This window comes from Sulfuricaulis sp., assembly GCF_049587675.1.
Lineage (GTDB): Bacteria > Pseudomonadota > Gammaproteobacteria > Acidiferrobacterales > Sulfurifustaceae > Sulfuricaulis.
The window spans coordinates 1-14281 of sequence record NZ_JBAVEJ010000048.1 but is presented as its reverse complement, the minus strand read 5'-3'; the positions used below and the strand labels follow the sequence as shown (position 1 = coordinate 14281).

Sequence of the window (14281 nt, the reverse complement as noted above, 5' to 3'; positions counted from 1 at the left end):
TCTATTCTAAGTCATTTGCCGGCGCGTTGGTAAGACAGGGAGCTAACACCCACATCACGTCAGGGGTAACCGCCGGATACCGAGGCACTGTGCGCTACGAGGAGCGTCGTATCACGGCTTCGACAAAAGCCACGTTCAGCAGATCGGTATTTATGATTTCCGGCAGAAAGTGACGGACCTTGTAGAGTTTCTCCGCCTGACGGCAAGCGGCGCGCTCAAGGCGATCGCGTGTGAGGCGCGAGAGATTGCAGTGTGTCAACAGGTTTGGCGCCTGCCAGTCGTGATAATCGTGAACAAGTTTTTTCTCGCGCTCGTCTTCCCATTCCTCGCGCAACAACATCTCGGGGAACGCTTTCCGTTCCAGCTGACGTCCGATCTGTCCGGGATCGAGACGGCTGCCGTGCAGACCGGTGCCACTGCCGTCGCTGGCGCGCCGGAACCACTGCGCGCGTTCCAGCGGCCCAGCGGCCTTCTGCACACAGCGGTTCAGCACTTCACGGTGCGGAATGTGCGATACCGGATCGCCACGGCCGACGCCCGATGACAGGCTCGGGGCCATGAAACTGTCATCGCCCACAAGCGCCGCGTGCCAGACGCTGTCCGCCACCCGCGGCGGCGTGATTCGTTCCAGGGTGCTGGTCAGGATCGCGAGCGGTTGGCGCTGCTTCGCATCCAGCAACCACAACTCAATGTTGTCCGCCGGCGCGAATGGAAAAGGTGGATGATTTTGCATGGCCGCGATGAATTCACGGGTGCGCTCGGTCTCGACCAGATTGCCACTGCCATCGGCGCGCCACACGGCATGGCTGGAAAGGCGCGAACGAAGGTTGAGGAATTGCACCCGCCATGTCATTCCGTCAGAGGTGATCGCCCGGAAGCCAGCCGTTTCCGCGACCTGCACGGTCCCCTGATAAGGCGAGAGCCGGCGCATGCTGTAAAAATGTACGTCGTTCATGCCGGGGTTTTCTTGCGCGCGCGCGGATGAGCCTTGTCATACACGCTCGCCAGATGCTGGAAGTCGAGATGAGTGTAAATCTGCGTGGTGGATATGTTGGCGTGTCCGAGCATTTCCTGCACCGCGCGCAGATCGCCGCTCGATTCCAGCACGTGACTGGCGAACGAATGACGCAGCATGTGCGGATGCACCGGCACTTCCATCCCCTGTTTAGCCGCCCGCAATCGCAACCGATTTTGCACCGCGCGTCCGCCGATTCGCTGTCCCCGGCGGGTCACGAACACCGCCGGCTGTTCCGGGCCGGCAAATTTGCCGCGCACTGCCAGCCATTCACGCAGGGCGTCGCGCGCCTTCGCGCCCACCGGCACGTCGCGAACTTTCCTGCCCTTGCCCGTTACCCGCACAAGGCCACTGGACAAATCGAGTTCGGCAAGATCGAGATTCACCAGTTCCGACAGGCGCAGGCCCGAGGAATACAGAAGTTCGATCAGCGCCCGGTCGCGCCGCACAAGCGGATCGCGGGCATCAAAAGTCATCAGTCGCGCGGCCTGATCGGTCGTGAGCGTTCTGGGTAGACGGCGCGCGGACTTGGGTGCAGTAACACCGCTGGCGGGATTGCGCGTGACTGCCTGTTCACGCAACAGATAACGGTAGAAACTGCGCAGCGCGGAGAGCGCACGCTGGATGCTCTTGCCGGAAAGCCCCTTGCGGTGCATCGCCGCCACCCAGCCGCGCACCTCGGCGATGTTCAGGCCGTCCCAGTCCGCAATGCCGCAGCTGTCGCAATACGCCATGCACTGCGTGAGATCGCGCCGGTAATGGATTGACGTGAGCGGCGAAAGACGGCGCTCGGCGCCGAGATGAAGCAGAAACTTTTCCAGAAACTGGCGGGCGTGTTCGTGCATCGGCGGCACGCGCCCCGGCTTATCCGTGATGCCTGGCAAGACTGTGCGTCAGCAGTTCGCCCAGCCGCGTGAGATAGACCGTGCCCATACCCGGATGGAAGCGGTGCGGGTCCTGCGTGCCCAGGCCCAGGACACCATGGGGATTCTTCTCGCCGAGCGGAATCAACGCGCTGGACTTGATCTCGGAGGCGCGTCCGCTGAAGAGGTAGCTCATCAGGCTTTCCTCGAACTTGCCGCCGCAGATCGGCTTGCCGGAACCGAACTGCTGCAACAGCGCGCCCAGGCGCTTGTCGTCTTCGGGCACCAGCTCCGGGTGACCGCCGACGGCTGGCCGTCCCTGTACCAGGATTACGACGGCATCGAGCTTGAACTCCTGCCGAAGCAAATCGTAAGTGGTATCGAACACGTCATCGAGCGATGTGCAGCCGATCATGGCGGTGGCATAGCGATGCACGCGGCCGCTGAGCACGTCGTTCTCACGCGCGTTGTTGACCAGCTCGCGCAACTGGCGCTGCAGCGCCTGGTTCTGCTCGCGCAACACCTGCACCTGACGCTCGATGAGCGACACCGCCTTGCCGCCGGTTTCGTGCGAGAGCTGTAGCCGCGACACGGCATCGGGGTGGCGCTGAAAATAGTCGGGGTGATCCTCGAGATAACGGGAAACCGCTTCCTCCCAGGAAAGCTCCGTCTGCAATTCACCGCTGGGTAATTTTTTTGTCATAGCCGATCCAGGTCGATAGTTCCTTCGAATACCGTCACCGCCGGGCCGGTCATCCACACCGGCTGCCCTTCGCCGGCCCAGGACACGCGCAGCGTGCCGCCGAGCAGCTTCACGTCAACCTTATCATCGAGCAGCCCCCGTTGGCGACCGGCAACCACCGCGGCACAGGCCCCGCTCCCGCAGGCCAAGGTCTCGCCGGCACCGCGCTCGTAAACCCGCAGGCGGATGTGCCCCCGGTCCACGACCTGCATGTAACCGGCGTTCACACGCTGAGGAAAACGCGGATGCCGCTCGATCAGCGGGCCCTGCGTATTCACCGGCGCGTTGTCCACCTCCGGCACCACCTGCACGGCGTGCGGGTTGCCCATGGAGAGGACGGTCACGCTCACTTTCCTTCCGTTCACCTCCAAATCATAGACGTTTTCACGCATGCCTGCCTGAAACGGCACCTCGGCGGGATCGAGCCGCGGCACACCCATGTTCACGGTGACATTCCCGTCCGGCTCCAGCCGCGGGTAAATCATGCCGGAAATCGTCTCCACCGCGATTTCGTCCTTGGCCGTGAGCCGTTTGTCGCGGACGAAACACACGAAACAGCGCGCGCCGTTGCCGCACTGCTCGACCTCGCCCCCGTCGGCGTTGAAAATCCGGTAACGAAAGTCCGCGCCGCTGGCCGTGGGCCGCTCCACAACCAGCACCTGGTCGCAGCCGATGCCGAAGTGACGGTCGGCAAGACGGCGAATTTTTTCCGGCGTCAGAACGACCGGGCGCGTGACACCGTCGAACACGACGAAGTCGTTTCCGGCGCCGTGCATCTTGGTAAAGGGGGCTGACATGGCGCAAGCTTACCGGTTGCCGCGCATCAAATAAACTGCGGTCAACAGGATGCTCACGGGTGTGGCACCGGCCCGAAGAAACGAAGGTAGTCCTGATAAATACAACGGTTCATGACAACTTGCATCCCGGCGGCGCGGGCACGCAGAGCCGCCGGGATGTTCACCACGTCGAGTTGCAGCCAGATCACTGGAAGCTTGAGCGTCAGGCATTCATCGACGATCTTGTCCACATATTCCGGGGCACGAAAAACATCCACGAGATCGATCTTGTCCGGTACTCCTTCCAGCGTTGCGTACGCCTTCTCGCCCAATACCGAATCCACCGCCGGGCGTATCGGCACGATCCGGTAACCGAAATGCTGCATGTGCAAGGCGACCCGATGGCTTGGCCGGTTGGGCCGCGGCGAGAGGCCGATCATGGCAATGGTGTGCACACGCACCAGCAGTTCCCTGATCACCTCGTCCGGAGGATTTTGGAAAGAGTTCACGGGCTATAACGGGAGCTGACCGTGCACGACCACATGCCGGTCGCCCACAGCCTCTACGAGTAAACAGGAGAGATTGGCCTGTGCCAACTGCGCGGCGATTTCCTCGGGGCGATAGGCCGCGAGCAAGGAATTGGAAAAATCCCGCCTCAGGACTTCCGGCTCGTTGCCGGAATATTCCTGCACCAGACGGCCAGCTTGTGCGCGCGTGTCCGGCCGGTATAAATCCATGATGAACACCGCCGCACCCGGCGCGGCACAGTCCACCACCGCACACCACAACACCTGTGGATCGGATAGATGATGCAACAGACTATTGCTGATCACGGTATCGAAGGCATGTCGTGCCAGTGTCGTGTCGGGCAAACGCCGCTCGCGCAGATGAACACGATGATCCAATCGTGCGCGCGTGATCGCGTCCCTGGCCAGCGCCAGCATCGCCGGAGCGCCGTCCACGCCAGTCAATTCACACCCGGGATGGGCGCGGGCGAAACGGATCGTGACATCCGCCGCGCCGCAGCCCAGATCAAGCACGCGGCGTGGACGGTGACGCGGAAAGAATTGCGCGAAACGTTCGACGAAGGCCTGGTGCGGTTCTGAAAAATCGGCGCCGGCATAGGCGCGCGCCTGGTCCGGATCGTCCATCAGTTCCGGTTCGGGAATACGCTCGATGAATTTCACGGGAGGACGCGAACGCCGCCGGTCACTTCTTCCCCGGCAACAGGGATTCAGGCGCCATGAGTTCAGCGACGGTCTCGCGCCGGCGCACGACGTGGAACCGGTTTCCATCCACCATCACTTCGGGAACCCGCGGACGGGTGTTGTAGTTAGAACTCATCACGGCGCCGTAGGCGCCGGCGGAAACCACGGCCAGCAAATCACCGGCCTCAATGCCCAGCGCGCGATCGCGCCCGAGAAAATCGCCGCTCTCGCATACCGGTCCGACGACATCATAGGTACGCAAGCTGCGCGGCTGGTCCACGGCGACCGGCGTAATATCGTGCCAGGCATCGTAGAGCGCGGGACGCAGCAGGTCGTTCATCGCCGCATCGACCACGGCGAAGTTCCGTTCCTCGCCGAGCTTGAGAAACAATACACGCGTGAGCAGCAGTCCGGCATTGCCGACTATGGCGCGTCCGGGTTCAAAGATCAGACGCAACTTCTGGCAGCGCGCGTCCTTGGGCTGCAAGCGGTCGAGAATCGCACGCACATAGTCGGCGGGCTCCGGCGGCTGCTCCTCGTTGTATCGAATACCGAGCCCACCGCCGAGATCGAGATGCTGCAGGGCAACGCCGCGCTCGAGCAGCGTGCCTGCCAGGCCAATGACGCGATCCAGCGCCTCGAGCAGCGGTGCCATGTCCGTGAGCTGCGAACCGATGTGGCAGGCAATGCCCACGATGCGCAAGTTCGGCAGCGACTGCGCGCGCATATATGCCGCCTCGGCGCGCGCAATGTCGATCCCGAATTTGCTCTGCTTCAGTCCTGTGGCGATATAGGGATGCGTGGCCGGGTCCACGTCCGGGTTGACGCGCAGCGCCACCGGCGCCGGCCTGCCGAGTTTCCCCGCCACGTCGTTCAGTATTTCCAGCTCCGCCTCGGATTCCACGTTGAAACAGTGAATTCCCGCCGCCAGCGCACGGCGCATCTCCTCGGGCGTCTTGCCGACGCCGGAGAACACGACCTTGGCCGGATCGCCGCCGGCCGCCAGTACGCGCTCGAGTTCGCCGCCCGAGACGATGTCGAAACCTGAGCCCAAACGCGCAAGCAGGTCCAGCACCGCCAGATTGGAGTTGGCCTTGACGGCGTAGCAGACGAGATGGTCGCGCCCGGCCAGCGCGGAATCGAAGGCACGGAAGCGCTCCTCGATGGCGGCGCGTGAATAGACATAACAGGGCGTGCCGACATCGGCGGCGATATCGGCGAGACGCACGTTCTCGGCGTACAGTTGCCGGTCCTGATAGGCAAAGGGATTCATGATGGAGCGGTGTAATTATTTCGGCGGTTGAACTGGCGCGGGCGTGATCACCTGCCCGCCGGTCTTCCCGGACGCACTGGCGGCGTCATCCGGCAGATACAAAGGTCCCTTCTTGCCGCAAGCGGCAAACAGCGACAAGGTCAACGCAATACCCGCCAGCAACAACAGACGTCTGCAACCAACTGACGGAAAATGACACAGAGGGAAGTTCATGGCGTAAGCTTACCTTGCCTGTTTGCACCACATCCAGTGGCAGCGCGGCGGCTAGACTCTCACAAGCGTAATGTCGTGATTGACCAGCTCGGCCCTGATCTCATCCCAAGTCAGCAGGCCAACACAGGGCATGGCGCCGGTCTCTGATACGCCGCGTTCGACCCATTTGCGGATCAGCGCCACGGCCGGACTGCACTCGATTGCCGGGCCGTTGGCATCGCGCGCGATCAAGGACGCCGTATGCTCGATATCCTGGCCTTGCTTGCGGCCGCATACCTGCACCTGCAGGCCGCCGGCCACGCCGCCGAAGCTGCGGAACAAATGTCCGGTCGCGGCCAACCCGGGCGCCCAGTTCGAAAGATTCTTTATCCAGTTCCAGCGCCGCATCCGGCCGAGAATCGCGAGGCCGTAATTGAACAGGGCCAGTTCGAGCCCGGCGCGGAAAGTCACCGTTTGTGCGCCATAACGCGCGGGAAAAATGTCGAGGTCCGGCACATCGCACAAGTACACGCGCCGCTTCCCGACCGGTCTGGGGAATCGCACCGCCTTCGACTCGCTCCAGCCAAAGGCATAACGCCAGCGGCCCTGATCCTTCACGCGCAGGGCTACGCCGGTATAGCTGAGTATCGCGCGCAGAGTAGCCACGCCGAGCGGATTTTTGTTGCCGGGTGAAAAGCTGACGTGGATTTCATTAATGTGGTCGAATTCGGGGACGAGCATATCGGCCAACGCCGTCGACACCGCGGGCACAGAACTCGCGCCACTGACGATGAGACATTCCTTCTGCTGCGCGCGACGCTGCAGGCGGGTGATACCCTCGACATAGGCGCGGCCATCGGCGAGATCCACGTAGTGGACACCCATGCCGGCGCAGGTTTCGGCGACGGTATAGTCGCGCCCCTGAAACGGCCCCACGGCATTGACCACCGCGAACACGCCGTCGAGCGCGCGCCGCAGGCTCGCGGGGTCGTTGGCGTTGACCACCAGACAGCTGACATTGGCGCCCGAGAACTGTGTGTCTTTTGGCGGACGGAGGCCGCCGATGATGCACTCGGCCGACGGTATCGCAGTGACCGCCCGGCTGATGCGCCGGCCGAGTACGCCCTGTCCTCCCAGAACCAGAATTCGCTTTCCCATGATTGGCGGCGATCATATCAGATGGCCTGTTCAGCCGTACCCTCCTCCGTTAACATGCAGTTCGGAATCAATCCCGGCCTGACCCCATGAACGAATCGGAATTTGACAAAAAAGCCACCGACACCCTGCTGACCATCGAACAGGGGATCGAGGAAAGCGGCGCCGACATCGATTTCGAGGCGGCCGGCGGTATCCTGACGCTCGAATTCGCCAATGGCACGAAGATCATCATCAACAAGCAGGGTGCGGCCAGACAGATCTGGGTCGCCGCCAAATCCGGCGGCTACCACTACGGCTTCGTTGACGGCCAGTGGATCAACGATCAGGGTGACGGGGAACTGATGCACGAGCTGTCGCGATTTATTCGCGAGCAGTCGGATGAAGAAGTTAATCTCGGCTGAGTATCACTCCCAGTTTCCTTCCATTGCAGTAATTACTCCGGGCTCACCGCACTTGGGACAGTTCACGCGGCGAGTGTCATCGGGCAGCATGGTGAGCGCATCGTCGTAACACTGACTGCAGCACGGAATCTTGTTTTCGTAGATCCAGGCGCTTCCGATCGTGTTGCAGTGATGGCAGCGGTACAGCCCGAGAAACGGGAACTCGTTCTTGCCGCGGCCGATGCCAATGCTCGGTTCCTCGTACTGGCAGAATTTGCACTTGAAACCGACAAAACTGCCCACGGCTGACCTCGCTGTCATTTCTTTTTCGGAAAAACAATCCGCGCCACGTCCTGATAATGACTCGCGAAATGCGTCTTGATGCCTTTGCGGATATGCGCCGGCAGGTCTTCGAAATCGCCGCGATTCGCCTCAGGCAGGATCAGCTCGTTAATCTTCACGCGGCGCGCGGCGATCACCTTCTCACGGATGCCGCCCACCGGCAACACCTGCCCGGTGAGCGTTATCTCGCCGGTCATGGCCAGCGGCCGCGCGATTTTCCGGTCGCGCGCGAGCGACAGCAACGCCGTCGCCATGGTGACGCCGGCGCTCGGGCCGTCCTTCGGCGTCGCCCCGGCCGGCACATGCAGATGCACGAAGGCCTTCTCGAAATAATCCGCTTTCGCGCCGTAGTCCTTGCAGTGCGACGAAATGTAGCTGTAGGCGATCTCGGCCGATTCCTTCATGACGTCTCCCAACTGGCCGGTTAGTTTGAAGCCGCGCGTGGCCTGATGCACGCGCGTAGCCTCGACATCGAGGGTTGCCCCACCCATCGGTGTCCACGCCAGTCCCGTGACCACGCCCACGCCGATTTGCGGCTTTTCCGGGCGGAATACCGGCTTACCCAGGTATTCCTCGAGATCTTTTACGCCCACGCGAATCGGCGTTTTGGTGCCGTTCAGAATCTTCACCACGCTCTTGCGCGCGATCTGACCGAGACGTTTTTCCAGATTGCGCACGCCGGCCTCGCGCGCATAAAGCTCGATAACTTCGCGCACAGCGTCGGTTTCAATTTTGAGCTGGCCGGATTTCAGGCCCGCCTTCTCGATCTGGCGCGGCAGCAAATGATGCTGCGCGATCGCTAGCTTCTCGCTCGTGATGTAACCGGAAAGCCGGATGATTTCCATGCGGTCCAGCAGCGCCGCCGGAATGGTGTCGAGCTGGTTGGCGGTGGAAACGAACAGCACCTTGGAGAGATCGAAGCGCACGTCCAGATAATGGTCGAGAAAATCCACGTTCTGCTCCGGGTCGAGCACTTCCAGCAGCGCCGACGCCGGGTCACCCTGGTAAGACGCCCCGATCTTGTCGATCTCATCCAGCATGATCACCGGATTGGCCACGCCCACGTCCTTGATCGCCTGCACGAACTTGCCCGGCATGGCGCCGATGTAGGTTCGGCGATGGCCCTTGATCTCGGCCTCGTCGCGCATGCCGCCGAGCGAGAAGCGATAGAACTTGCGTCCCAGCGCGGTCGCGATGGAGCGGCCGATGGAAGTCTTGCCAACGCCGGGCGGGCCGACGAGCAACAGGATGGAGCCGGCAATTTCGCCCTTCATGGCGCCCACGGCGAGAAACTCGATGATGCGGTCCTTTACGTCCGCCAGTCCATCATGGTCGCGGTCGAGGATTTTGCGCGCGTGCTTGAGATCGAGCTTGTCTTTCGAATATTTTCCCCACGGCAGTTGCGTCAACCAGTCGAGATAATTGCGCGTCACGCCGTACTCCGCCGAGCCGACCTCGAGTACCGAGATTTTTTCCATTTCTTCGTCGATGCGCTTCTGCGCTTCCTCAGGCAACGTAAGGTCCTTGAGACGCGTACGGAACTTGTCGAGCTCGGCGGTGCGGTCATCCTTGGCGATGCCCAGTTCCTTCTGGATTGCCTTCATCTGCTCGCGCAACAGGAACTCGCGCTGGCGCTTCTCCATGCTTTCTTCCACGTTCTTGTGGATCTGCATCTGCGCCTTGGCCACCTCGACTTCTTTCTTGAGCAGCACCAAAACCTTTTCCATGCGCTCGCGGATATGGGTTTTCTCCAGAACCTCCTGCAGTTCCTGCTTGTCGGAGGTCGTGAGGCTCGCGGCGAAATCCGCCAGCCGCGCCGGGTCGTCCGGCCCGAAGCGGTTCAAGAAGTATTTGAGTTCTTCGCCGTAAAGCGGATTGAGCGGCAACAGCTCCTTGATGGTGTTGATGACCGCCACCGTGTATGCCTTGATCTCCGGCATGTCCTTGTAGCTGGTCTCGGGGAAATACTGCGCGCGCACCGCGAACGGCCGTTCACGCGACACCCACGAGTCGATGCGGAAACGCTGCATGCCTTCAACGAAGATTTGCAGCTTGTCATCCATCTGCACCACCTTGTGAATGCGGCTGGCGGTGCCCATGGTGTAGAAATCATCGGGTCCGGCGGTTTGCGGATCGTCACCGCGAATCAGCACCAGGCCGACATACTGGTGCCCGGCTTCGACCGCCGCTTCCAGCGTACGCTGCCACGGTTCACGATCCACCACGAGCGGCACCATCTGTGCGGGGAAGAACGGGCGGTTGGCGACGGGGAGAATGTGCAGCAGACCCGGCAGCACGTCGGACGGGCGCGCCAGTTTGCCACCTTCGGTTTCCATGGCGGCGGGGTTTTCGGTTACGTTTTCGGCATCCATTTTTAGTGGTTCTTCTTGGCTCGGCATGGTTTCCTCAGTGGGGCCGGAAAACGCCGATTCAAGTATGTTCGCTCGGTGACTGGCCTGTCTCCACATAAGCCGGAAGGGTTGTCAGACGCGTATCCGGCACGCCTGCTCCCAGCGTGAAGTGATAAAGGCTCTGGTAGCGCCGGTCCCGGAGGCCGAGCACCTCATGCACCGGGTCGTCGAAGTAGCATCCAATCCCGGTGGCCTGGATGCCGTGTGCCTCGGCCTCCAGATAAAGCAGCTGCCCGATAACACCACATTCCCAGTAAAGCCTGCGATAAAACCACGGGCCGTGGGCCCGGAGCGGCTGCTCGAACTCGGCCAGCATCGCCACAGCGAACGCGCCGTCGGCGGCGATCTCCTGGTGACAGCTTACGCACTCGGCTAGTTTGCGGCAGTCGCCGGCCGTCAACGCATATATAGGTAAAGTTTCGGGACATCCCTCCAGCCCGGTCCAGTCAAATTCACGAGCGAACGCCTCCTGCATTTCTTTCTTCTTGGCGGGGTCGCGTATCAGAAGATAAAGTCCAGGCGGGACATTCTGCACGCGGTGCACGAACAGCAGCAAATGCACTGTGGACGGCCAAGGGAGCGCGTTGAAGGGAAACCGGCGTGTGTCGGGCAGACAGCGTTGCAACATCGATAAGAACGCCGCGCGTGAAACATCCGTCTTTCCATCCATCGCCACAGCGCTGCGGCGACGGTGCACCAGATGCCGTAGCAGCACCGAGGCATCAGCGGAATCCGGCTCTATCCATTGCACTGACGTCGCGGCATGATAAGGTGCAACGCCACCGGCCTTGCGGGTTGCCGCATCCACTTCATCGATGATCGGCCAGGAACGATGATCGGGGCTCAGGATATTCGGCGAGCCGCTCCATTCGCCTTGCTCAACAGCTTGAATCGCCGCACGCGGGAGCGTGCGCGCAAGGCAAGCAGGGGTCTGTGGATACACGGCGAGCAAACACTCCGGCCGTTCGGCTTCGGGCCCATGCTCGCGCGACAAACCGAGGAGCGCGGCGATGGCCTCATCGCCCAAATCATCCAGCAGCGTTGCCTTCCACCCAAGCGCGGCCGCGGCAAAACCGAGCGCGGCAATCGCGTGACCGGTGTCGTGTTGGCAGTAGCGAAACGCACGGCTGCCGTATTTCCACGCCTCGCGCCAGTAGATGGATGACAAGCCGACGATCAAGGATTGGGGCGGAAGATCGGTAACCAGATCGCGCCATATATCGAGCGCAAAACGAGTGCGCACCTCGAGTGCGTGAATCCGTGGCGCATAATGGCAGACCACGGGCGTATCGAGCAGACCCGAAACCGGGCCGCTGATCAAGCAGGCTTCGGTCGGATGCAGATTGCCGCTCGAGGGATTGACGCGCAGCGCCCAGCGGCTTTGGTCCGCCTGTTTCCAGGCGGACAAGGCCAGGCTGTCGAAAAGCAGACGCGAGACGGTTTCGCGAGTGAGCGTCGCCGGTTCAACGCGGTCTTCGATCAATGCACGCGCATAAGCCGGACCATCGGCGCGTGGAAATTTGTCGAGCGGGACTACTTCGCAACCGGCATAGCGCCGGAACGGATCGGGCTGCGTTGCCCAGTCAAGAAAACCCGGGCCGGGTGCATAGGCATTGAAGTGATGCTTGGTGGCGTCGTGGTAGGCGAAGACTTTTTCCAGACTGGCGGACATGACAGCGGATTGTAACGCCCCCAGCCGTCAGGGTCCGCTCCATGAGTAAAGAACATCACACCGGCAACCCGGTCGGGTCGCCGGTGTTGGCTGGACTGCTAGCGTTTTTTCTTCTTCGCGGCCGCGAGATCGCGCTTGAGCTTGTCGCGCTCGGCCTTGAGCTTGGAGACTTCCGCCGCGTGCGCATCCGCCGTGGCCTGCAGCTGCTTGGCCTTGGCCTGCATTTCGTCCGCCTCCTTGCTCTTCTCGGCAAGACTTTCCTTGGCGCTGGCAAGGTCTTTTTCCAGCTGGGTCACTTTGGTATTGAGTGCTTCGATTTCCTTCTTACCGCATCCCACCGGGCCGGCCACGACAAATGCCGCCAGGATGGCCCACAGCACGTAACGCTTCATACACGCTCCTGATAGATTGACTATTATTGATAGAGGCCTGTCCGCCACGCAAAACCCCGCGGCGCGGCGAAGCTGATGATACGCGGCGCCGGGGGTGAGTCAATGCATGGCAAACCGGTCTCCTTTTCGGTGCGAGCGTGTAACGGAATTTACCGTGCCTGCAACCGGTCAAAGCGTGACAGGAGGTTTTAATGATGCGGCTGCCTTCGCTCTATCAGTTCTTCCGCCACCAGGTGGGTCATGGCTTTCACCGTCACGGCATCACCGAACCGGCCACAGTGGATTACGTCAGCGACATCCTGACCCGGTTCGCCCAGGTGCGGCAGTTATACGCGCTGCGGGACGCCGGCGACCGGCCGCTGGAGTATATCGTGGACATGCTCGAAACCTGGCACACGGCGCAAGGCGGGGCGGGAAAACCCGGCCGGGGGCGCTTCATTCTGCGGCATCTCGGGGAATACACCCTGTTCATGAGCGGACTTTTCCGTGACCGGCTGCGCCGGCGCGGCGAGCTCGATTATTACCTCGCGCACGGAAGCACCGCTTACTGGCGCTGTGCCGATTACGAAGTGAATCCCCGGCAACGGCAGGTGTACTGGCACTTGCATCAGGATTTCGGGCGTATCTCCGGCACGCTGGATAACATGCGCCGCGAGCAGTTCCCGCTCCCGACTTCCGCGGAGAGCGTGTTAACCGCCTTTTGGCGGGTTTGACGCCAGTACTAGCGGCGACCCGGACCGGACAGTCCGGCCCGTCGCTCTCGCATCAAGCGGCGATCTTTCATCTGTGGGTCCCAGCGCAAGATACCGCGCCGGTCAAGCTGCTCCCGCCGGCGTTCGGCCTTGCGGCGGTCACCGTGTTCAAGAAAATCATATGGAACATTGTTGTAATTCTGCACCGCGCCCACCCCACACTCCGACAAACCGAACGGTCTCAGCCGCTTCTTTGTTGCTAATGTAACATTCCCTACCGGTCAATCCCAACCGACCCTCGCCACCCCGTCAACCTCCGGGGGCATCATGCGTTGTTACAAGGAGTTGCAGGGCGGTTTCGCCCGGGCGCTGGTGAGGATGCCGGTGAAGGCTGATGATAGCGGTCCAACGCCGGCGCCTGATGTCATGGCAGAATGATGACACGGACAGGGTGGCCGGCCGAAAAAACATTAATGAGGATTCTCCGCTGGAGCCCACGCAAGCCCTGGATCGATTTCTCGCCGGTGTCGAGCGACGCGCGTTTCTGACGGCACGGTTCGCCCTCGGCAATGCCGACGATGCGCTCGACGTCATGCAGGACGCGATGCTGCAGCTGGTCCGGAGCTACGCCAACCGCGGCGAGCAGGAATGGGGGCCGCTGTTTCATACCATCCTGCAAAGCCGCATCAGCGACTGGCGCCGGCGCGCCAAAGTACGCAACCGGCTGCGTGTCTGGTTCGGTGGCACGGAACAGGACGATGACAGCGATCCGCTGCAGAACATGGTCGATAACCGCAGCCCGGACCCGCCGGGGCAGTTGCGGGATAAACAGGCGATGGCGGTGCTGGAGACAGCGATACACAAACTGCCTCCGCGGCAGCAGCAGGCTTTCATGCTGCGGGTGTGGGAGGGTCTGGACATCGCGCAGACGGCACGCGCGATGAAGTGTTCGGAAGGCAGCGTCAAAACGCATTACTCGCGCGCGGTGCACGCCCTGCGCGAAAAACTGGAGGACCATCTGGAATGATGGAAACCGAAGACAAATTTCTGAACGCCGCAAAACGCGCGCTGGAGGTCGCCGAGAAAAATCTCGACGCTGGCACCGTCGCGCGCCTGCGCACCGCGCGCCGCGCGGCCATTGACCAAGGCCTGCGCCGGCCATCGC

General features: G+C 61.8%; 16 protein-coding genes. 3 read left to right on the top strand and 13 right to left on the bottom strand.

Features of this window, described 5'->3' with window-relative positions:
* Positions 1-94: 94 nt before the first annotated feature.
* The 9 genes from WB402_RS02105 to WB402_RS02065 are packed head-to-tail and all read right to left on the bottom strand — an operon-like array spanning position 95 to position 7227.
* Complete coding sequence (locus tag WB402_RS02105) at positions 95-955, bottom strand: hypothetical protein (RefSeq protein WP_424205251.1); 861 nt, start codon at positions 953-955, stop codon at positions 95-97.
* Positions 952-1860, bottom strand: a complete 909-nt coding sequence (gene xerC / locus WB402_RS02100; protein WP_424205344.1) for a tyrosine recombinase XerC — start codon at positions 1858-1860, stop codon at positions 952-954. Before xerC ends, WB402_RS02105 begins: the two co-directional genes overlap by 4 nt.
* A 19-nt stretch (positions 1861-1879) precedes the next feature.
* Positions 1880-2581 (bottom strand): DUF484 family protein, encoded by a 702-nt coding sequence (locus WB402_RS02095; RefSeq protein WP_424205248.1) that lies wholly within the window; start codon positions 2579-2581, stop codon positions 1880-1882.
* A complete protein-coding gene (dapF, locus tag WB402_RS02090; RefSeq protein ID WP_424205247.1) occupies positions 2578-3417 on the bottom strand; it encodes a diaminopimelate epimerase in 840 nt (279 codons plus the stop codon). The genes WB402_RS02095 and dapF overlap by 4 nt, the downstream gene beginning before the upstream one ends.
* Before the next feature lie 53 nt (positions 3418-3470).
* The gene (locus WB402_RS02085; RefSeq protein ID WP_424205245.1) at positions 3471-3905 is read right to left on the bottom strand and encodes a CoA-binding protein; all 435 of its coding nucleotides are present in this window, start codon (positions 3903-3905) and stop codon (positions 3471-3473) included.
* Positions 3906-3908: 3 nt separating this feature from the next.
* Entirely contained in the window at positions 3909-4547 is a 639-nt protein-coding gene (locus tag WB402_RS02080) for a class I SAM-dependent methyltransferase (protein ID WP_424205343.1), read from the bottom strand.
* Positions 4548-4605: 58 nt separating this feature from the next.
* Positions 4606-5877 carry a diaminopimelate decarboxylase gene (gene lysA / locus WB402_RS02075; protein ID WP_424205243.1) on the bottom strand — a complete coding sequence of 424 codons (1272 nt, stop codon included), beginning with the start codon at positions 5875-5877 and terminating at the stop codon, positions 4606-4608.
* Positions 5878-5892: 15 nt separating this feature from the next.
* The gene (gene lptM, locus WB402_RS02070) at positions 5893-6090 is read right to left on the bottom strand and encodes an LPS translocon maturation chaperone LptM (protein WP_424205241.1); all 198 of its coding nucleotides are present in this window, start codon (positions 6088-6090) and stop codon (positions 5893-5895) included.
* 51 nt (positions 6091-6141) lie between these two features.
* Positions 6142-7227 (bottom strand): saccharopine dehydrogenase family protein, encoded by a 1086-nt coding sequence (locus WB402_RS02065; RefSeq protein WP_424205239.1) that lies wholly within the window; start codon positions 7225-7227, stop codon positions 6142-6144.
* 86 nt (positions 7228-7313) lie between these two features.
* On the opposite strand from WB402_RS02065, the gene cyaY reads away from it, so the two are divergent.
* Entirely contained in the window at positions 7314-7628 is a 315-nt protein-coding gene (gene cyaY, locus WB402_RS02060) for an iron donor protein CyaY (protein ID WP_424205238.1), read from the top strand.
* A gap of 3 nt (positions 7629-7631) precedes the next feature.
* Here the strand turns inward: cyaY and WB402_RS02055 are convergent, their stop codons facing one another.
* From WB402_RS02055 to WB402_RS02040, 4 genes are all read right to left on the bottom strand, one after another.
* Complete coding sequence (locus tag WB402_RS02055; RefSeq protein WP_424205236.1) at positions 7632-7928, bottom strand: hypothetical protein; 297 nt, start codon at positions 7926-7928, stop codon at positions 7632-7634.
* The gene (gene lon, locus WB402_RS02050) at positions 7925-10348 is read right to left on the bottom strand and encodes an endopeptidase La (RefSeq protein ID WP_424205235.1); all 2424 of its coding nucleotides are present in this window, start codon (positions 10346-10348) and stop codon (positions 7925-7927) included. Before lon ends, WB402_RS02055 begins: the two co-directional genes overlap by 4 nt.
* A gap of 31 nt (positions 10349-10379) precedes the next feature.
* Complete coding sequence (locus WB402_RS02045) at positions 10380-12032, bottom strand: nitroreductase family protein (protein ID WP_424205232.1); 1653 nt, start codon at positions 12030-12032, stop codon at positions 10380-10382.
* Positions 12033-12130: 98 nt separating this feature from the next.
* Positions 12131-12424, bottom strand: a complete 294-nt coding sequence (locus tag WB402_RS02040; RefSeq protein ID WP_424205230.1) for a hypothetical protein — start codon at positions 12422-12424, stop codon at positions 12131-12133.
* Between the two features lie 191 nt (positions 12425-12615).
* Between WB402_RS02040 and WB402_RS02035 the strand changes: the two genes are divergently transcribed.
* Entirely contained in the window at positions 12616-13137 is a 522-nt protein-coding gene (locus tag WB402_RS02035) for a hypothetical protein (protein WP_424205229.1), read from the top strand.
* Between the two features lie 373 nt (positions 13138-13510).
* Complete coding sequence (locus tag WB402_RS02030; protein WP_424205227.1) at positions 13511-14143, top strand: RNA polymerase sigma factor; 633 nt, start codon at positions 13511-13513, stop codon at positions 14141-14143.
* Positions 14144-14281 lie beyond the last annotated feature (138 nt).

Bases quoted from the DNA above. Each gene is read 5' to 3' on its own strand.
- WB402_RS02065 (WP_424205239.1), bottom strand. From the start codon at position 7,227: ATGGGAAAGCGAATTCTGGTTCTGGGAGGACAGGGCGTACTCGGCCGG.
- xerC (WP_424205344.1), bottom strand. From the start codon at position 1,860: ATGCACGAACACGCCCGCCAGTTTCTGGAAAAGTTTCTGCTTCATCTC.
- WB402_RS02095 (WP_424205248.1), bottom strand. From the start codon at position 2,581: ATGACAAAAAAATTACCCAGCGGTGAATTGCAGACGGAGCTTTCCTGG.
- WB402_RS02045 (WP_424205232.1), bottom strand. From the start codon at position 12,032: ATGTCCGCCAGTCTGGAAAAAGTCTTCGCCTACCACGACGCCACCAAG.
- WB402_RS02080 (WP_424205343.1), bottom strand. From the start codon at position 4,547: ATGGACGATCCGGACCAGGCGCGCGCCTATGCCGGCGCCGATTTTTCA.
- WB402_RS02105 (WP_424205251.1), bottom strand. From the start codon at position 955: ATGAACGACGTACATTTTTACAGCATGCGCCGGCTCTCGCCTTATCAG.
- lysA (WP_424205243.1), bottom strand. From the start codon at position 5,877: ATGAATCCCTTTGCCTATCAGGACCGGCAACTGTACGCCGAGAACGTG.
- lptM (WP_424205241.1), bottom strand. From the start codon at position 6,090: ATGAACTTCCCTCTGTGTCATTTTCCGTCAGTTGGTTGCAGACGTCTG.
- WB402_RS02055 (WP_424205236.1), bottom strand. From the start codon at position 7,928: ATGACAGCGAGGTCAGCCGTGGGCAGTTTTGTCGGTTTCAAGTGCAAA.
- lon (WP_424205235.1), bottom strand. From the start codon at position 10,348: ATGCCGAGCCAAGAAGAACCACTAAAAATGGATGCCGAAAACGTAACC.
- WB402_RS02035 (WP_424205229.1), top strand. From the start codon at position 12,616: ATGATGCGGCTGCCTTCGCTCTATCAGTTCTTCCGCCACCAGGTGGGT.
- WB402_RS02030 (WP_424205227.1), top strand. From the start codon at position 13,511: ATGATAGCGGTCCAACGCCGGCGCCTGATGTCATGGCAGAATGATGAC.
- cyaY (WP_424205238.1), top strand. From the start codon at position 7,314: ATGAACGAATCGGAATTTGACAAAAAAGCCACCGACACCCTGCTGACC.
- WB402_RS02040 (WP_424205230.1), bottom strand. From the start codon at position 12,424: ATGAAGCGTTACGTGCTGTGGGCCATCCTGGCGGCATTTGTCGTGGCC.
- dapF (WP_424205247.1), bottom strand. From the start codon at position 3,417: ATGTCAGCCCCCTTTACCAAGATGCACGGCGCCGGAAACGACTTCGTC.